Genomic DNA, 17,992 nt, shown 5'->3' on the forward strand with positions numbered 1-17,992 from the left:
TCCTCAATCGGCAGGCGTCCAGCTCACATCGCGGCACAGCACGCCGCCAAGCACGCATCCACGCGTCACCAGGCTGTTCTGGGCCACCTGCAAGGTCATGGAATATGTGCGGTCGCGCTTTTCATCATAGGCCGTGCCGGCCAGGGTATTCTCCGACTGCGGCTCGAGCGACATCACGAGCCTGTCGCCAACTTCTTCACCTTTGCTGGTATCGCGGATCCAAAGGTTGGTTGCGCACAGATTGTTTCCGCATGGGGCAATTTCAACGCGGGCGTTGCCGTCGTCGCGCATCCATACGCCGTTAGGTTCCGCAGCCTCCTGTGCGATAGCCGGAAGGCCAGCAAGCAGGAAGGCGGCTACGGTCAAAATTGCCGGGTTCTTCATTGCCGTTCGTCCTCGTTGGTCACCCTCCTATACGCAGACAAGTCCCGTTCGGTTCACTCGAGCTGTGATCCGAAGCGATCCAAGCGCCGTAGAAAGTGCATCGCCACAGGAGCACAACATGAAGACCATTCTCATCGCCTATGTGGCGGCCGGACTTGCCTTTCTCATTGTCGACGCGATCTGGCTGACGACCATGGCGGACTCGCTCTATCGTCCGCTGCTGGGCGACAAGCTGGAGCCTCAGTTCAAGTTGGCGCCCGCCGTCTTTTTCTATCTGATCTATATCGGCGGTATCGTGTTCTTCGCGGTGATGCCTGCCCTTGCGGGCGGAGGGCTGCCCAAGGCTGCGCTGAACGGTGCGGTGCTGGGCATCGTCGCTTATGCGACGTACGACCTGACCAACCACGCCACTCTGAGGGATTGGCCGCTGGCCGTGACGCTCGCCGACATTCCTTGGGGTGCGTTCGTCACCGCCGTCGGTGCTTCAGCCGGGTTCGCGGCGGCGAGCAAGTTCAGCGGCTGACTTTTCGGTCTGAGCCAGAACGTTGGAGAAGACCAGTGCTGCACAGACAGTCAGCGCGGCGGCGCTGACCGCGTTAAGGCGAATGAAGGCTGCGTACTCTTCTGCGGTGTAGACCACTGCCGGCGAACCGTACCAGTCGCCGAGCACAAGGTAGGCGGCGAAGGCCATGCCGGCCAGGAGATATCCGAGCCAGCGCTCGTGTGGCCGGAACAGCAGCAAAGCCAGGACCGCGCAGGGAATGAGGAATATTTCCACGCCGGACTGAACGCCGAACAGCTGGGCGCACATGATGCCATTGCCGATGCCGGTGAGCGGGAGCAGCGCGCGTCCGGCCATCGTGTTCCTGCGCGCCAGCGCAGGCACGGCAAGGAAGAACGGCGTCGACAGGAACGTGTAATAGGCGGGCCAGACCGTCTCGCTCACGATCCAGTAAAGATAGAGTGGGTAGAAGGGCTGGTTGGACGCGACCAACAGCGCAAGGAAGTTGGCAGACGCGACCAGCGGATCGGGGTGTGCGGTGTAGGCGCGCAAGGCTGCCATCGGCTCACGCCAGAAGCGTAGCATTGTCACGCCCGTGCTGGCTGTTCGACCGGCCGAAGCAGATAATGGCTGACGCCCCATTCGTCGCCCCCGGCGTGTCCGAACAGGCCTGCGGTAGCGAGGAAGAAGAGGCGCCAGCGGCGCATCCACAACTGCGCATCCGAGCCGTAGGTTTCCTCGAATATCTTTGTGATCGCTGCGCGGTTGGCGTCGAAATTCTTCAGCCAGTCCATGGCCGTGCGCTCGTAGTGGCGGCCGTTCCAGCGCCAGTCTCGCTCGACAGTGAATGTGTCGCCAAACTGGCGAACAAGCCCGTGGCTGGGCATGACGCCCCCCGTAAAGAAGTGCTGTGCGATCCAGTCAGCCTTGTCGGCATGGTCGAAGCGGTAGGCGCTCACGCGATGAGAGAAGACGTGGATGAACATCCGACCGTCCGCGTGCAGCCATGTGCGCGCACGCTCGAACAGGGCACGCCAGTTGGACATGTGCTCGAACATCTCGACCGAGACGATGCGGTCGAATTTGCCATGCGGCGTAAATGCGTTCATGTCGCCCGTGACGATCCTCAGGTTGGTCAGGCCGCGCCGCGCGATCTCGGTTTCGATGTGCAGGCGTTGTGGCGTCGAGTTGGAGACCGAGACGATGCTGGCGTTCGGATAGCGTTCCGCCATGAACAGCGACAGCGAACCCCAGCCGCAGCCGAGTTCGAGGATCGTCATGCCATCGCGCAGATCGGCGTGTGCGCACGTTTCCTCCAGTGCGGCGATCTCCGCCTGCTCAAGCGTCGCATCCACCGCTCGATAGAGGCAGCACGAATATTTGCGCCGGGGCCCGAGCGCCAGTTCGAAGAATGCGGGCGGCAGTTCGTAGTGCTGTTCGTTGGCCTCTTCGACATGCACCGCGATTGGCCAGCGCTCCATCGCGCGCGCAAATTCGGGGTCGGCAACGCCTTGGCCACCTGCGAGCCGGCGCCGGGTGCGGCCGACAAGCTGGTCGACACCGAAACGCAGTGCGGCATCGGGTAGCGGAAGGCGTTCTGCTGCGGCAATCGCGGTTACGGCGAGGTTCATGTCGGCGTCTCCTTAAGTTGCGGTCCTGGCCAGAAGGCGTTCACCCGCCGGCGATATTCGGCGTAGGCCGGGCCGCGCGAGCGCATCATGTGCTCTTCCAGCGGGGGGATGCCGGACGCGTAAACCAGCAGCCAGTACATGAAGAGAGGACCCGCCAGCGCTGCCCAGCCCCATATCCACATGCCGTCGGGCCCGATTGCGATTACGGCGTAGCCGGTCCAGCCAAGCCATTGAAAGAAATAGTTCGGATGGCGCGAAAGTGCCCAAAGGCCGGTATCGCAGACCTTGCCCTTGCCCCTGTTCTCACTACGAAAACGTGTGAGCTGTGCGTCTGCGACGCCTTCGCCCACAACGGCCGCCATCAGGATCAGGACACCGACGATGTCGCTCCATTGCAAACCAGGCGCGGGGTTGCGCGCGGCCAGAAAGATCGCGCCTGCGAGCAACAAGGCTGCCGCTGCCTGGATTTGCAGGAAGCTGAACATGCGGGTGCGCCACTCTTCGCCCCATTCCTCCTTCAACGCCGCGTAGCGAGGATCCTCGCCGCCGCCTTTGGTGCGGGCGACTATATGGAGCCCGAGGCGAAGCGACCAGAGACCGGCGAGCGTCGCGACCATGACCGAGCGCACAGAGTCGCCATCCCACCCCTCGACGGGGACCAGCGCGACCGTGACACCGGCGGCACCCACGAGGAAAGACCACACGGCATCTACCCAGCCTGACTTTGCGCCGCGTATGACCGCGAGCGCGGCGAGGGCCATGACGGCCGACAAAGCCACGGCGACGGCGATGAAAAGCGTCGCCACGCTCATGTCAGATGCCGAAGATGGGTTGCAGCATCCGGCCGAGGAAGCTGTTGAAGCGCATCTTGCCTTCCATCGCGGCAAGGCAGATGCACTCCTGGCCTTCATCCACGATCGGCTGGTGCTCGATATCCTCGTCCATCTCGGCGAGATCGCCGACCTTGAACTGACCGAACTTATCGGTGAATGAGCCGCTCACGAGATAGGTGAACTCGGTGCCCACATGGCCGTGATCGGGCAGCGCGCGTCCGGGGCCGACTTTGATGAGGATCACGTTCGCGTCTGGATCATGCGGTACGCCGATCCTGCTCATATGCATGCCGGGACCGATCCAGCGCCAGCGCCCGATGTCGCAGCCGCGCAGGGAGTCGGGCAGCCGCACACGGCCGATCTGCACGGGTTCGAGCGGCGCAGGGGGTGCGGTTGGCTCGGACGATTCGCCATCGATCAGCGACAGAACGTCGGCAAGCGCCGTTGGTGAGAGCTGCGTCGGCTCGGTCTCTTCGAGCACGGCGCCGCCTAGAGCCTCATAGTCGCCAACGCGGGCGCGGCAGGCGGAACAATGCGCCAGATGGGCCTCGACAACGATGGCGGGACCGGCGGCCAGGGTGCCGGCGGCATAGCGCATCAGCGTCTCGTCGGTGGCGTGATGGTGTAGGGTCATTCTTCGTCTTCCAACAGGGCTCTCAGGCGGTTCATGGCCAGCCTGGCCCTCGATTTCACTGTGCCGAGCGGTATCCCCAATTCGCTCGCGATCTCGGTCTGCGATTTCTCGCTGTAGTATGCCAGCCGGATGATGGTCTGCTGGTCGGGCGAGAGCCCGGACAGGGCCTTGCGCACCCGTAGGTCTCGCTCCGCCCCCAGCAGCGCATCTTCCAGTGTCTGAGGTTCTTCCTCCGGATCGGGAGGAAGATCGGCCGGGTTGCGCTGGCGGCGCAAATGGTCGATCCGCAGGTTTCTGGCGATGGTGAACACCCATGTCGCGACACCTGCCCGTCCAGGGTCGAAATAAGATGCCTTGCGCCATACGGACAGCATGGTTTCCTGGACAAGATCCTCTGCCAGCCCGGCAGACATGCTGCCACGCATGAAGAAGGTCTTCAGCCTCGGTCCGAAATGCCGGAACAGGGCCGCAAAGGCGTTGCGGTCGCGATTCGTCGCCACGGCAATGACAAATCGCGCCAGTTCGTCCGCCGGCGGTACCGGCAGTCCTTCCCCAAGACTCACGATGGCCATCCGCATCCTTGCTGGGACCGGTACGCCTTCGCTGGGCAGGTTCTGGTTCGACGCTTCATGCATGCACCCTGATACGCGACTGTCCGTCTGCCGGATCACTCGACGGACAACACTGAAACTTTTGCAGTGATCCGTCCGTAACTTAAGCCCGTAGAACCTAGCGAAACTACAATATCAAATCGACAGCCACCACGATGCCGGTGTGAAGGATTTACATGCGTCACTTTTCCGAGTCCGAACGCCCCCTCAAAATCGCGGTGATCGGCACTGGTATCGCCGGCCTGTCGGCCGCCTGGCTGCTGTCGCAGCGCCACGAAGTAACCGTGTTCGAAGCAGACAGCCGCATTGGTGGTCACTGCCACACTGTCGATGCGGGCGAAGCGAGCGTCGATACCGGTTTCATCGTCTATAACGACGCCACCTATCCCAATCTTTCTGCCCTGTTTCGGCACCTGGATGTTCCCACCAAGGCGTCTGATATGTCGTTCGCCGTCTCGATGGACGACGGCGCGCTCGAATATTCGGGCACCAATCTTGCCGGCCTTTTCGCGCAGCGGCGCAACCTCGCCAGCCCGCGCTTCTGGTCGATGCTGCGCGATCTCGTCCGATTCTATCGAGCCGCGCCCGAAGATGTGCGTGGCATCGGCCCGTCGGCAAGTCTCGACGAATATCTGAACACAGCCGGCTTCGGCACGGCATTCCGCGAGGACCATCTCTACCCGATGGCGGCGGCCATCTGGTCGACGCCGGCGATGGAGATCGGCGACTACCCCGCAGTGTCCTTCATCCGGTTTTGCGAGAATCACGGCCTGCTGAAGTTCTTTCGAAGGCCGGTGTGGCGCACCGTCGATGGTGGCAGCCGCGCCTATGTCGAGCGCCTTGTCGCCAGCTTCCGGGATACCATCAGGACCGGTGCCGCCGTATCATCCGTAAGGCGTGTAAACGGGGCCGTTGAAATCACGACGGCCGGCGGTGAACCGGAATGGTTCGACCATGTGGTCGTCGGTTCCCACGCCGACCAGGCGCTGAAGATGCTTGCCGATCCGTCCAACGAGGAACGGCGTCTGCTCGGCGCGTTCACCTATGGCCGTAACGAGACCGTGCTCCACCGGGACGCCTCGCTCATGCCGCGGCGACCCAAGGTGTGGTCGAGCTGGAATTACCTGGCCAGCTCGCAGGTGGACGAGCGCGGACGCAAGAAGCCGTGCGTGACATACTGGATGAACCGGTTGCAGGGTATCCCGGACACGTCGCCGCTGTTCGTTACGCTGAGCCCGCTTAGTCCGCCGGCTGAAGACAAGGTGATCTGGCGGGGCACCTACGACCATCCGTTGTTCAGCGCGACGACGCTGGAAGCACAAGGCAAGCTGTGGTCGCTGCAAGGCATGCGTAACACGTGGTTCTGCGGCTCCTATTTCGGCTCTGGCTTCCATGAGGACGCAATTCAGGCCGGGCTTGCTGTGGCGGAAAGCCTGGGTGGAGTGCGCCGTCCATGGACCGTGCAGGGCGAATCGGACCGCATCTTCTGCCGGCCGCAACCGGCGCTTCCAGTCGCGCTGGAGGCTACCGAGGCTATTCCTTCCTGATCGGGTAGGACGGCGGAAATATCTCCCTGACTTCCGGGTGCCCAAAGGTGCGGTCGGGATACTTCGCAATCAGCCCTTCGAACTGCCGTTCGGCCTGAACCTGCGCGGACGCCAAATCAAACGAGGGGACGCTGCCGTCCCGCATTGACAGCCGGCCGTCGACAAAGACCGCTTTCACGATCGCGCCGCTGCCTGCCACCATCAGCGTCTGGATGGGGTCGAAAGACGGGCCTGTTCGCGGCGAGGCGAGATCGAAGATCGCCAGGTCCGCCTTGCAGCCGGGGGCGAGACGGCCAATGTCGCTGCGGCCGAGTGCGCGGGCTCCGCCCAGCGTCGCGGCATCGTAAATCTCGGCCGACGAGCAGGCATCCGCTCGCCCTTCTGCCACCCGGCACATCATAAGCCCAATTGCCATGTTCATCAGCATGTCGGGCGGCGCGGTGTCGGTCCCGAACGCGATGTTCAGCCCGATGTCGCGGCAGGACCGGAACGAGCGAAGCACCTCGCCATGCCTGGCGAAGACCAGCGGGCAGTGAACGATGCTGACGCCATGGTCGCGGTAGAGCGCCAAATCCTCAGTCGTTGCGTGGGTGGCATGTGGGGCGATCAGCCGGGGCGAAAGCACGCCCAGCTCGGACAACCACTGTGGCGCAGTCTTGCCGTGGAGCTTGCGCATGGTTGCCACTTCCATGTCGCCCTGCGCGGCGTGAAGGCGGATCGGGATGCCGCGCACGTCTGCCGCGCGCGCCGTCTGCGTCAACAGCTCTGCCGTGCATGTTTCCACGCGGTCGGGCGCGAGAAGCGTGCGGATCAGGCCGTCGCGCGTATCTTCGTTGCGTTCGCTGAAGGCCAGCGCAGCGCGCAACCCGTCAAGCCCGCGTGCCTCGTCGAACACGGGGTGCACCCGGCCTTCGACATCAACGACCATTCCGCCGGAGCGGTAGGCCGGGCCGAGATAGACCCGAAGGCCAAGATCGTCGGCGGCTTGGGCCGCTGCTTCAAACTCGCCGACGGTCTCGCCCCACTCACGATAGAAAAGCGAGGCGATCGGAGCAGCCGTGGTGACGCCGTTGAGCAACAATTGCGCGAACGCATAGCGTTTCTGGAAGGCCAGTTCTTCGGGCGAATACATCTCGTATGGCCCGCGCGCGACATAGCTTTGCGGCCAGACGCGACCCTTGCGCCAGCCCGGTTGGGCATCGAGCCCGAGCACGGTTGTGTCGAGGTCGGACAGCGCATCCAGGTCTACGAAGCCGGGTCCGATCAGGACGTTGCCGAGTTCGATCCGACGCGCGACTTCGCGTTCAAAGCGCTTGCCGACGAAGACGACCTCGTTGCCGTCGATGACGATGCCCGCATCCTCGTGGAGGACGTGAGCGCCATCCTCGTTGCCGACGACCCAGCGAGCGCCGAGCCATGTCGGTCCCGCCGGACGCTGCCCCAGAGCCAGATCGCCGAGCTGCGTCGTCTGCTCAGGCGGCACGCGGCGCGGCCTTCACGCGTGCCATTCCCGCAAGTCGCCTTGTGGCGTCCACCGTCTCCTGCGCGGCGTACCAGTAGCGCTTGTCCAGCTCGATGTTGAAAAGCACGCCTTCCGGAAACTCGCATTCGGCGACGATCTTCTCCCACTGCATGTCGCCCCATCCGACCGGCAGATGCAGGTCGCCGTGGCCGTAGGCGACCCGTTCGCTTTCGACATACATCCAGATGTCATCCTGCCTGCCGAAACTGTCGTGGATGTGCAGGTGCCGCGACCACGGGGCAAGCGCCTTTGCCTCCTCGATGAAGTCTTCGCGCCGGCCGTCATAGTCCAGCTTGATGAGCGAGTGGCTGAAGTCGAAGGTGGCGCCGACGCGCGGATGTGCGATCTTGTCCAGTTCGCTGGCCAAGCGCGAAGGCGACATCGCGAGTTCGCGGCCGTTATAACCGGCAAACAGCGTCTCTACGCAGAGATACAGCCCATGCTCAGCTGCCAGGTCGCCGCCGCGCGAAAGCCATTCGCGCTGCCGGTCGTAGGCGGCCTCGACGGCATCGCCCTGCTGCTGCGGCATCAGGCCCGAATGGATCACGTAGTGTTCCGCGCCGACTTCGGCGGCGACTTCCAGCGAGGCCTTCAGCACTTCCATATGGCGCGGCAGCCTCCATGGCTCGTCCATGAAGTTGATGGCAAGTGCGCCATGGGCAGAGTAGACGACATTACGTCCTGAGCACGCGCGCCTCAGCGCGTCCAACTGTGGCTGGCGTATCTTGCCGCCGATCACGATGTCCATGTCGTAGGTGGGCAGTTCGATGGCCTCGACGCCCAGCGCCTCGATCATATCGAGCTCATCGGCGAAGTCGCTCAGATCGTTTGCCCGCTTGTGGGCCGAGATTCCCGTACCCGTCGCACCGTTCGGCAGCATGGTCATGTCCTTCGAAGTTGGCTCGCAGTCGTGCGTACAGTAGCCGAGATTCGGGCGCGTGCGTATCGCGGTCTGGACATGGAATGTCGCTTCGCGGTGGCGTCATGCGCCTGTCACGCAGGGCTGCGTAAACACGCGGCATGAGACGGACAGGACATGAAGATTCGAACGACAGCGTCCAGCCTAGGCGCTATCGCAGCCTGTTTCTCTCCGACCTGCACCTTGGGACCAAGGGAGCGCAGGCCGAGGCGCTGCTGGAGTTCCTGAAGCATCACGACGCGGAGACCATCTATCTGGTCGGCGACATCGTGGACGGTTGGCGGTTGCGTTCCGGCTGGTATTGGCCGCAATCGCACAACGACGTGGTGCAGAAGCTGCTTCGCAAGGCGCGCAAGGGGGCGCGCATCGTCTACGTGCCGGGCAATCATGACGAATTCCTGCGCGACTTCTACGGGACCCATTTCGGCGGGATCGAGGTGTGCGAGACGGCGCTGCACCAGGCGGCGGACAGCAAGCGCTACCTCGTGATCCACGGCGACGCCTTCGATATGGTCATCAGCCACGTCAAATGGCTCGCCTATCTGGGCGACTGGGCATACGAGATCGCGCTGGCGATCTCGACACGCATCAACTGGGTGCGCCGCAAGCTGGGCTTCACCTACTGGTCGCTGTCGGCCTGGGCCAAGCTGAAGGTCAAGAATGCCGTCAACTTCATCGGCCGCTTCGAGGAAACGCTGGCCGCCGAAGCAGCGCGCCACGGCGTTGACGGCGTGATCTGCGGCCACATCCACAGCGCCGCGCAGCGCGACTTCGACGGCCTCATCTACATCAACACCGGCGACTGGGTGGAAAGTTGCACGGCTGTCGTGGAGCACGAAGACGGGCGCATGGAGATCATCCACTGGCCCGCATTCAGCCAGACACTCAACGCGGGACGCAGTTTGGCGATGCTTCCGCAGCAACGCGCGGCCTGAACCCGGAAGGATATTGCGAATGGACCTGATCGCAACCGAGGCGCAAACCCTGCCGGCGGGAGGCGCCGCCGATGCCGGCCGGCGCTTGCAGCATGCGGTACGCCGCAACCGGCTCTTCTCTCGTTCCGGACTTGCAGAATATGCCTTTGCCCGGCTTTTCCATGGTCTCGTCTACGCCCAGATATGGGAGGACCCCGACGTCGACATGGAGGCGCTTCGCATCGAGCCGGGGCACCATGTCGTCACGATCGCATCTGGCGGCTGCAACGCGCTCTCCTACCTGCTGGCGGATCCGGCACGGGTGGAGGCCGTCGATCTCAACCCGGCACATATCGCCTTCAACCGGCTCAAGCTGGCGGCGCTGGCCAATCTTCCCGACTACGACTCGTTTCATCGTTTCTACGGCAGGGCCGACGACCGCGCGAACCTGGACGCCTACGAGCGCTACATACGGCCGGCGCTGGACGAGACTAGCCGCGATTACTGGGAGAGACGCTCCGCTTCCGGCCGCCGCCGCATATCAATGTTCTCGCGCAATCTTTATCGGCATGGGCTGCTCGGGCGTTTTATCGGGCTGGGGCATGGGGTCGCGCGCCTCTATGGCGTCGATCCACGCCGTCTTCTCGAGGCTCGTTCACTCGACGAACAGCGGTGCTTCTTCAAAACGGCGCTGGCGCCGCTCTTCGAAAAGCGGCTGGTGCGCTGGGCAACGGGCCAGCGCTCCTCGCTGTTCGGGCTGGGCATCCCGCCGCAACAATACGACGCGCTCGCCGGTGACGGCCATATGGCTGCGGTGCTGCGCGAACGGCTCGAAAAGCTCGCTTGCGGCTTCCCGTTGTCGGAGAACTATTTTGCGTGGCAGGCCTTTGGTCGCGGCTACGGTGAAGTGGACGCGCCGCTGCCGCCATATCTTTCACGCCAGAACTTCGAGGTTCTGCGCGAACGCGTGGGCCGCGCATCCGTCGTCAACGCGTCGATCACCGAATTGCTTGCGGCCAAGCCCGCAGCCTCTATAGACCGGGTTGTTCTGCTCGACGCTCAGGACTGGATGACGGACGGGCAACTGAACGCCCTGTGGCGAGAAATCACTCGAACCGCGAGGCCGGGCGCACGGGTCATCTTCCGCACGGCGGCTCCAGAGAACCTGCTTCCGGGGCGTGTGGACGATACGATCCTCGACCGTTGGGAGTATCGCCGCGATGCTTCGCTGGCGCTGCACGAGAAAGACCGCTCGTCTATATACGGCGGTTTCCATCTCCACGGTTTCCGAGGCTGAGCCAATGGCGACGTCTTCGGAACATGCGCTGCTGATGGACCGCATCTATCGCTACCAGCGGCGGTTCGGGATCTATGACGCGACGCGGAAATACTATCTGCTCGGCCGTGACCCGCTGATCGCGAGCCTGAACCCGCCACCTGGCGGCACGGTGCTCGAGATAGGCTGCGGAACTGGGCGGAACCTCGTTCAGGCTGCCCGACTCTACCCGGCAGCGGCGTTTCACGGCATCGACATTTCACAGGAAATGCTGGCCGCAGCGGGTGAAGCGTTGGAGCGCGGCGGGTTGCGCGGTAGTGTCCGGCTGGCCCACGCCGACGCCACGACGTTCGACCCTGCAACGACGTTCGGCCGGTCCGGCTACGACCGCATCTTCATATCCTACGCGGTGTCGATGATCCCACAATGGAGGGCGGTGATGGCCGCAACGGTGAGCCACCTTGGCCCCGGCGGCGAACTTCACATCGCGGACTTCGGAGACATGGCCGGGCTTCCGGCGTGGTCGCGGGCTGCTATGTATTCATGGCTGAGATTCCACCATGTGAAGCCGCGAAACGACCTGTTCGACGTCGCCTCAGCTGTGGCCGCAGAGTTCGGGGGCGGGACGACGGAGACGCGGTTGCATCGCGGCTTCTCGTGGATTTCGGTCGTTCGACGTGGATGACGATTGACCTGCCTCGACGCGGGGGCGAAGAAAGCCTCTCACTGGATGGGAGGAAGACTTGGCCACCATCGTGGGCGTCATACTGGCAGGCGGGCTCGCCACGCGAATGGGCGGCGGTGACAAGGGCCTCCTACCGCTCGACGGGAGCACGCTCCTGGACAAGGTGATCGCGCGGCTGGCCCCACAGTGCGGCACACTTGCACTCAACGCCAATGGCGATCCGTCCCGCTTTGCGACTTTCGGACTTCCGGTAATCGCCGATCCCGTCGCAGAGTATCCGGGACCGCTGGCGGGTATTCTGGCAGGGCTGGACTGGGCTGCCCGGCAGGGTGCCGACATGATGATATCGGCTGCGGCCGACACCCCTTTCCTGCCGCTCGACCTTGTGGAACGACTGCAGGCTCAGGCCGGAGCGACCGGAGCGAAGATCGTGCTTGCCGCATCCCCGGACGATACCGGGACCCTGCGTCGTCATCCCACCTTCGGTCTATGGTCCGTCAGCCTGAGGAACGACCTGCAGGCCGCTCTGGAAAGGGGTGAGCGCAAGGTTGTGGCGTGGGCAGACCGGCATGGCGCTGCGACGGCACCTTTCGAGGCTGACGGCGTCGATCCGTTCTTTAACATCAACACGCCGGACGATCTGGCGAAATCGCGGGTGATGCTGGCGGCTGCTCAGGCGAAGCGGCTGTAGTCCAACGGTGCGTGGCGGTCGAGCGTCTGGCGTGCCGGCGGCAGCGGGTATTTCAGCCCCGTGGCGCAGTTGAACAGGACTGCGCGTTCGTTTGCGCTGACGCGGCCATCCTTCAACGCCTGTCGGTAGGCCGCCCAGGTTGCCGCGCCTTCCGGACACAGCAGCAGGCCGTCGGATTGCGCCACTTCCGTCAGCCCGGCCTCGATGGCCTCGTCGGAGACGGCGATTGCAAATCCGCCGCTTTCGCGCACGGCCCGCAGGATGAGGAAATCGCCAACGGCCTGCGGCACGCGTATGCCGGATGCAGCCGTATGGGCGTCCTCCCAACGCGTCGCATGCTCCACGCCGTCTTCGAAGGCCTTGACGATGGGCGCGCAGCCTGCGGCCTGAACGGCGATCATACGAGGACGCTTGGGGCCGATGAAGCCGATCGCTTCGAGCTCGTCGAAGGCCTTCCACATGCCGATAAGGCCGGTGCCGCCTCCGGTGGGATAAAAGATCACGTCGGGCAGTTCCCAGCCGAGCTGTTCGGCCAGTTCCAGCCCCATCGTCTTCTTGCCCTCGATGCGATATGGTTCCTTCAGCGTGGACAGGTCGAACCAGCCGACGGCCTCCTTGCCCGCGCCGACTATCTTACCGCAATCGTCGATGAGGCCGTTGACGCGCCAGGTGTCTGCGCCCTGCAACGCGATTTCGGACACGTTTACTTCCGGGGTGTCTTCGGGGCAGAAGATCGTCGTGCGGATGCCGGCCCGCGTCGCGTAGGCAGCAAGTGCCGCGCCTGCGTTGCCGTTGGTCGGGATGGCGATGTGGCCCACGCCCAGAGCCTTCGCCATCGAAACCGCCATCACGAGCCCGCGCGCCTTGAAGGAGCCGGTGGGCAAGCGGCCCTCATCTTTCACCAGCACCTCGCCGCCACCGGCAGCAGCCGCCGAGTTGGGGATGGGTATGATGGGCGTCATCGTCTCGCCGAGGCTGACGATGTCGCGGCTGTCACGCACCGGCAGCAACTCGCGATAACGCCAGAGATCGGCCGGGCGCGACGCGAGAGCCTCCTTGGTCAGCGCCTTGCTCACGCCTTCCAGATCGTAGCGCACCAGCAGCGGCCTCCCTGCGCGCGACAAGCCGTGCAATATGTCGGCTTCGTAGGTTTCGCCGGTGATCGAGCATTCGAGATGCGTGACGAAGGTGGGGCGCTCCTCCGTCAGATTCGCGTCATGCCGCATCTCAGAAAACGAGCGCCGCGGTGGAGGCTATAGCCATAACCATGGCGAGCACGATGAGAATCGCGACCGCGCGCGGCAGCTGAAACACCATTGCATAGCCCGCAAGCCAGGCCGAGGTCGCAGCGCCGAGAGCATAAAGGAAGCTGCTGCGGTCGCCCGTGCTGATCGCCGCAGCCATGAGGCCGCCTATCGCCAATGCGCCAAACACCACGATGATGGCGATGGCGTATCTCTCGAGTTCATTTTCCATGACCGGTCCCTTGCCGAGCGAAGCAGCTGTTCGCACCGTTCTGACAATCATTCGCGGCGCACACAAGACCGGCGAGGCAATATGATTGTTGTGTGGCATCTCTGCAAAGACGTGCGCGATCCGTTGAAGCTGGACCCGGCAGGTGCGAATGTGGCCAGCATGCCGGAGGAGGGGAGTGCGGCCACCATGCGCATTCTGCTGGTCGAGGACAACGAAGATCTGGGGGAGGCGATCGAGCGCCGCCTGCGCGACGCCGGCCACTCGGTCGAATGGCTGCGCAATGGCGATGACGCGATCGACGTGGCAACGAGCGAGACCTTCGACGTGGTGGCGCTCGACCTGACGCTGCCCGGCCGTGACGGCATCTCGATCCTTGGCGAACTGCGCGGCCGCAAGTCGGATACGCCGGTGCTGGTCATGACGGCGAGGGCCGAGATAGACGACAAGGTAAGCCTACTGGACCGGGGCGCCGATGACTATCTCGTCAAGCCTTTCGACCTGCGCGAACTGGAAGTGCGCCTGCGCGTGCTGATGCGCCGGCCGGCGGGGCAGGCGACCAGCGTGACTACCGTGGCAGATGTGACGGTCGATCTGGCAAATGGCTACGTCACCGTTGGCGGACGGACGATAGAACTTGGCCGCCGCGAGTTTCGACTGCTCGAAATCCTACTTGCAAGAGTGGGGCAGGTGGTGGCCAAGGAGCGGCTGATGGCGCAGCTCTTCAATTTCGACGAGGACGTGTCGGTCAACGCGCTGGAACTTCAGGTGTCGCGCCTGCGCCGCAAGCTGGATGGGTCGCGGCTGGAGATAGAGACGGTGCGCGGCGTAGGCTATCTTGCAAGGGCGATGGCGGTCGATGGGCGGTAGCACCTTCTCCATCCGCAGGCGCATCTTCGCGCTTGCCGTCTCGCTGCTGCTGGTGGCGGCGCTCGCGCTTGCAGCCTTTATTCACGATTACGCCCAGCGTGCCGCCGACCGTGCATTCGACCGGCTCCTGGCTGCTTCGGCGCTGACGATCGCCGGTGCGGTGCAGATCGAGGACGAGGCCGTTCTGGTGGAGCTGCCGTTCGCGGCGTTCGCGATGTTTTCCGGCAGCGACCGGCTGTTTTATGCTGTGCGCGGGCCGGACGGCGCGCTCGTGACCGGTTATGACGACCTTGGAGCCGAGCTCGCGCCGGCAACGTCCGCAGAACCTGTATTTCAGGACTTGTCCTATCGTGGCGAAACCCTCCGACTTGCAAGTGTCGGCAGGCTCCTCTCGTCAGCCGATGCGGCGGCATGGGTGACTATTCGCGTGGCCGAGACGCAAAACGAACGTGAAGCCCTCTCGGCCGAAATCCTGTCCAACGCGATGGTGCCGCTGGCTGCGCTTACTTTGCTGGCAATCGGTATTGTCTGGTTCGGGCTGGGGCGCACTTTCGCGCCGCTGTCTGCTCTGGAACAGGAGCTGCGTGCGCGTTCGCCCGACGATCTTTCGCCGGTAACGGTGCCGGTGCCGGCAGAGGTCAGTCAGCTCGTCGCCGCGCTCAATCTCTTCACTGGACGCCTGCGTCTTGCCATAGAACGCATGAGTGGTCTGGTGACGGAAGCCGCCCATGAAGTGCGCACACCGCTGGCGTCGCTGCGCGCGCAGGCGGAAATCGCCATGGACGAGCCAGACGCCGACAGGCTGCGCAAGCGTGTGGCGCGCATCCATCAGAGTGCAGCACAGGCAAGCCAGCTCGTATCGCAGCTTCTGATGGACGCGACGATCTCCCATCGTCTCGAAATGCGCGACGCGCGGCCGACGCGCGTGGACGCGCTGGTGGAGGAAGTGCGAGGTCGCCTCGACGCGGCGGCGGCCGAGAGGCTGGACGTTTTCATCTCCGACGAGGCGGCCGAGGCGGAGCTTCTCGCCGACAGGGTGGCGATCCGCGAGATGCTTCGGAACGTCGTGGACAATGCGATGCTCTATTCTTCGGGGCTCGTCGAGATCGTCGCTGGCATGAGCGAAAAGCAGACGGTTAAGCTATGCGTGCAGGATCGCGGACCGGGCATCGCGGACGGGGAAAAGGATGCCGTGCTGGAGCGTTTCAAGCGCGGCAGCACGGGCGAAGGCAAGACTGGCTCGGGGCTGGGGCTGGCGATCGTGAAACGTGTTGTCGATTCCCATGGTGGGACCCTGCAACTTGCCGATCGCGAAGGAGGCGGGCTGGTGGTGGAAATGGAGCTGCCTCTATTGCGCACGGGGTCTGTCGGCCAAGCGGCCTCGCATGTTGCGGCTGCATCGATCCTGCTTGTTGGACTGCTCTTGCTGCCTGTTCAGGGGCTTGCCAACGAAACCCGCTATCCGGCCCTGTCGCCTTCGTTCCAAGGAGAGCGCACGCTCACCATCGTCGGAACGACCGATACGCCGCTGTTCGCGCATTTCATCGAGGGGTTTCAGCGCACGAGGCCCGACGTGGGCGTCCTTTATCGCGAGACCGACACGCTGGTGATGTATGAGGAGTTTCTTGACGGTGGCATCGAGCCGAAGCCCGACCTCATGATAAGTTCGGCGGCCGATCTCCAGCTGAAGCTTGCCAATGATGGCCACGCGCTGGCGCATGCTTCGCCGCATCTGGCCACGCTGCCCGCCTGGGCGCGGTGGCGCGGCGAGGTGATCGGCTTCACCTTTGAGCCTGCGGTCATTATCTACAATCCGCGCCTTTTGGCGGAGAGCGAATTGCCGCGCACGCATCTGAGGCTAGCGGAGTTACTGGAAGAACAGCCCGAGCGTTTTCGCGGCATGGTCGGCACCTACGACATCGCCAAGAGCGGCGTCGGCTATCTGCTGGCCGCGCAGGACCAGCTCATCTCGTCCAATTTCTGGCGGCTGGCGGCCGCGTTCGGCCGTGCCCGGGTCCATCTGAGCGGGTCGAGCCCGGATATCCTCGATCGCGTGGCGCGCGGCGATCTTGCGCTTGGCTACAATGTGCTCGGCTCCTATGCGCTGGCGCGGCAGGCGGCCGGCGCGGAGATCGGCATCATCGTGCCGGACGACTATGTGCTGGTGCTGACCCGCACGATGCTGATCCCGCGTGACGCGCCGGATACCGAGCTCGCGCGAGCCTTCGTCGACTACGCGCTTTCGCCTCAGGGCCAGAGCGTGGCGGCGGGCGAGGTGGCGCTGGGTTCCATAGTGCCGGGGTCGTTCGGTCGGTTCACCTCCGAAGCGATCTCTGCGCGGGGCAGGGGCGCGATACAGCCGCTCGCACTGGGGCCGTCGCTGCTCGTCTTTCTCGACCAGCAGCGTCGAAGCCGGTTTCTGGCGACATGGCGGGAGATCGTCTCGCCCCGATAGCCGATGACAGGCGGATGACAGGTTGACCTGTTAAGGTGCCGGCAACCGGGAGGAACCGGCCACATATCATACCTGTCTGGGAGGACATCATGAAGACTTTCGCGCTCGCCGCCGCAGCGGCGCTGCTTTCCGCATCCACCGCATTCGCGCAGATGGCGGAGCTCAAGATCATGGCGCCGGCGGCCCCTGGCGGCGGCTGGGACCAGACCGCCCGCACGATCCAGTCGACGCTTCAGGCCGAAGGTCTGGCAAGCAACATCCAGGTCGAGAACGTCGGCGGCGCCGGCGGCACCATCGGCCTCCAGCAATTCGTGAACAATTCCAGTGGTGACGGCTCGGCAACCATCGTCGGCGGCTACGTCATGGTCGGCGCGATCATCGCAAACGACTCGCCGGTGTCCCTCGCCGACGTGACGCCGATCGCGCGCCTTACGGGCGAGTATGTCGTCGTCGTCGCCCCCGCCAGCAGCGAAATCGACAATGCCGAACAGCTCGCTGAAAAGCTGCGCGCCGATCCCGGGTCGGTCACTTGGGCCGGCGGCTCGGCAGGCGGCGTGGATCACATCGCGGCCGGCATGTTCGCCAAGGCCGCGGGCGCCGATCCGGCAGAGATCAACTACATCCCGTATGCGGGCGGCGGCGAGGCACTGGCGGCACTGCTCGGCAATCAGGTGAGCGTCGGCGTTTCGGGCTATAGCGAGTTCTCGGCGCAGATCGAGGCAGGGGCGCTCAAGGTCATCGGCATCACCGCGCCGGAGCGTCAGTCCTACCTAGACGCCCCTACCTTCGCAGAGCAAGGCTTCGACGTTGACGTTCAGAACTGGCGAATGATCGCCGGTGCGCCCGGCATTTCCGACGAACAGCGCGAAGAACTCCTTACCACCATCCGCACAATGGCGGAGTCGGATACCTGGAACGGCGAGCTGGAAACAAAGGGCTGGGTGAACACCTATCTCGACGGTGACGAGTTTGCCGCCTACCTCGAAGGCGAAACGGAGCAGACCGCCGCCATCCTTTCCGAACTCGGGATCACCCAGTAAGCGGG

General features: G+C 64.0%; 19 protein-coding genes. 9 read left to right on the forward strand and 10 right to left on the reverse strand.

What is annotated here, in order from left to right:
• Positions 1–3: 3 nt before the first annotated feature.
• Positions 4–384 (reverse strand): DUF2147 domain-containing protein, encoded by a 381-nt coding sequence (locus FY036_RS18195; RefSeq protein WP_148916177.1) that lies wholly within the window; start codon positions 382–384, stop codon positions 4–6.
• 118 nt (positions 385–502) lie between these two features.
• Here FY036_RS18195 and FY036_RS18200 point away from each other — a divergent pair, with 118 nt between their 5' ends.
• Positions 503–907: a DUF2177 family protein gene (locus tag FY036_RS18200; RefSeq protein ID WP_148916178.1), complete on the forward strand. Its 405-nt coding sequence runs from the start codon at positions 503–505 to the stop codon at positions 905–907.
• Here the strand turns inward: FY036_RS18200 and FY036_RS18205 are convergent.
• From FY036_RS18205 to FY036_RS18225, 5 genes are read right to left on the reverse strand one after another with little or no spacing between them, the layout of a single operon-like run.
• Positions 869–1,471: a hypothetical protein gene (locus FY036_RS18205; protein ID WP_148916179.1), complete on the reverse strand. Its 603-nt coding sequence runs from the start codon at positions 1,469–1,471 to the stop codon at positions 869–871. The two genes, FY036_RS18200 and FY036_RS18205, sit on opposite strands and share 39 nt — an antisense overlap.
• A gap of 2 nt (positions 1,472–1,473) precedes the next feature.
• A complete protein-coding gene (locus FY036_RS18210; RefSeq protein ID WP_148916180.1) occupies positions 1,474–2,517 on the reverse strand; it encodes an SAM-dependent methyltransferase in 1,044 nt (347 codons plus the stop codon).
• Complete coding sequence (locus FY036_RS18215) at positions 2,514–3,329, reverse strand: DUF1295 domain-containing protein (protein WP_148916181.1); 816 nt, start codon at positions 3,327–3,329, stop codon at positions 2,514–2,516. The genes FY036_RS18210 and FY036_RS18215 overlap by 4 nt, the downstream gene beginning before the upstream one ends.
• A 1-nt stretch (position 3,330) precedes the next feature.
• A complete protein-coding gene (locus FY036_RS18220; RefSeq protein WP_148916182.1) occupies positions 3,331–3,984 on the reverse strand; it encodes a ChrR family anti-sigma-E factor in 654 nt (217 codons plus the stop codon).
• Positions 3,981–4,556, reverse strand: coding sequence for a sigma-70 family RNA polymerase sigma factor (locus FY036_RS18225; protein ID WP_148916183.1), 576 nt, complete (start codon positions 4,554–4,556; stop codon positions 3,981–3,983). The genes FY036_RS18220 and FY036_RS18225 overlap by 4 nt, the downstream gene beginning before the upstream one ends.
• A 215-nt stretch (positions 4,557–4,771) precedes the next feature.
• Here FY036_RS18225 and FY036_RS18230 point away from each other — a divergent pair, with 215 nt between their 5' ends.
• Positions 4,772–6,142, forward strand: a complete 1,371-nt coding sequence (locus FY036_RS18230) for an NAD(P)/FAD-dependent oxidoreductase (RefSeq protein WP_148916184.1) — start codon at positions 4,772–4,774, stop codon at positions 6,140–6,142.
• On the opposite strand, the gene FY036_RS18235 is transcribed toward FY036_RS18230, so the two are convergent.
• The gene (locus FY036_RS18235; RefSeq protein WP_148916185.1) at positions 6,129–7,625 is read right to left on the reverse strand and encodes an amidohydrolase family protein; all 1,497 of its coding nucleotides are present in this window, start codon (positions 7,623–7,625) and stop codon (positions 6,129–6,131) included. The genes FY036_RS18230 and FY036_RS18235 overlap by 14 nt on opposite strands.
• Positions 7,615–8,544 carry a sugar phosphate isomerase/epimerase family protein gene (locus FY036_RS18240; RefSeq protein ID WP_161601167.1) on the reverse strand — a complete coding sequence of 310 codons (930 nt, stop codon included), beginning with the start codon at positions 8,542–8,544 and terminating at the stop codon, positions 7,615–7,617. The genes FY036_RS18235 and FY036_RS18240 overlap by 11 nt, the downstream gene beginning before the upstream one ends.
• Positions 8,545–8,684: 140 nt before the next feature.
• Between FY036_RS18240 and FY036_RS18245 the strand changes: the two genes are divergently transcribed.
• From FY036_RS18245 to mobA, 4 genes are read left to right on the forward strand one after another with little or no spacing between them, the layout of a single operon-like run.
• Positions 8,685–9,518 (forward strand): UDP-2,3-diacylglucosamine diphosphatase, encoded by an 834-nt coding sequence (locus FY036_RS18245; protein WP_148916187.1) that lies wholly within the window; start codon positions 8,685–8,687, stop codon positions 9,516–9,518.
• 19 nt (positions 9,519–9,537) lie between these two features.
• On the forward strand, positions 9,538–10,794 hold the full coding sequence (locus tag FY036_RS18250; protein WP_148916188.1) for a DUF3419 family protein: 1,257 nt from the start codon (positions 9,538–9,540) through the stop codon (positions 10,792–10,794).
• Between the two features lie 4 nt (positions 10,795–10,798).
• Entirely contained in the window at positions 10,799–11,458 is a 660-nt protein-coding gene (locus FY036_RS18255) for a class I SAM-dependent methyltransferase (RefSeq protein ID WP_148916189.1), read from the forward strand.
• Between the two features lie 58 nt (positions 11,459–11,516).
• Positions 11,517–12,149 carry a molybdenum cofactor guanylyltransferase MobA gene (gene mobA, locus FY036_RS18260; protein ID WP_148916190.1) on the forward strand — a complete coding sequence of 211 codons (633 nt, stop codon included), beginning with the start codon at positions 11,517–11,519 and terminating at the stop codon, positions 12,147–12,149.
• On the opposite strand, the gene FY036_RS18265 is transcribed toward mobA, so the two are convergent.
• Positions 12,131–13,375, reverse strand: coding sequence for a threonine synthase (locus FY036_RS18265; RefSeq protein WP_148916191.1), 1,245 nt, complete (start codon positions 13,373–13,375; stop codon positions 12,131–12,133). The genes mobA and FY036_RS18265 overlap by 19 nt on opposite strands.
• A gap of 1 nt (position 13,376) precedes the next feature.
• Positions 13,377–13,625 carry a hypothetical protein gene (locus FY036_RS18270; RefSeq protein ID WP_148916192.1) on the reverse strand — a complete coding sequence of 83 codons (249 nt, stop codon included), beginning with the start codon at positions 13,623–13,625 and terminating at the stop codon, positions 13,377–13,379.
• An 81-nt stretch (positions 13,626–13,706) separates the two neighbouring features.
• Here FY036_RS18270 and FY036_RS18275 point away from each other — a divergent pair, with 81 nt between their 5' ends.
• The 3 genes from FY036_RS18275 (at position 13,707) to FY036_RS18285 (ending at position 17,987) form a co-directional block, all read left to right on the forward strand.
• Complete coding sequence (locus FY036_RS18275) at positions 13,707–14,492, forward strand: response regulator transcription factor (RefSeq protein ID WP_328593109.1); 786 nt, start codon at positions 13,707–13,709, stop codon at positions 14,490–14,492.
• Positions 14,482–16,947 carry a sensor histidine kinase gene (locus FY036_RS18280; protein ID WP_148916193.1) on the forward strand — a complete coding sequence of 822 codons (2,466 nt, stop codon included), beginning with the start codon at positions 14,482–14,484 and terminating at the stop codon, positions 16,945–16,947. The genes FY036_RS18275 and FY036_RS18280 overlap by 11 nt, the downstream gene beginning before the upstream one ends.
• Before the next feature lie 89 nt (positions 16,948–17,036).
• The gene (locus FY036_RS18285) at positions 17,037–17,987 is read left to right on the forward strand and encodes a Bug family tripartite tricarboxylate transporter substrate binding protein (RefSeq protein ID WP_148916194.1); all 951 of its coding nucleotides are present in this window, start codon (positions 17,037–17,039) and stop codon (positions 17,985–17,987) included.
• The last annotated feature ends 5 nt before the right edge of the window (positions 17,988–17,992 follow it).

The sequence above is a fragment of the Neoaquamicrobium microcysteis genome, from assembly GCF_008180155.1.
Classification (GTDB): Bacteria; Pseudomonadota; Alphaproteobacteria; order Rhizobiales; family Rhizobiaceae; genus Aerobium; species Aerobium microcysteis.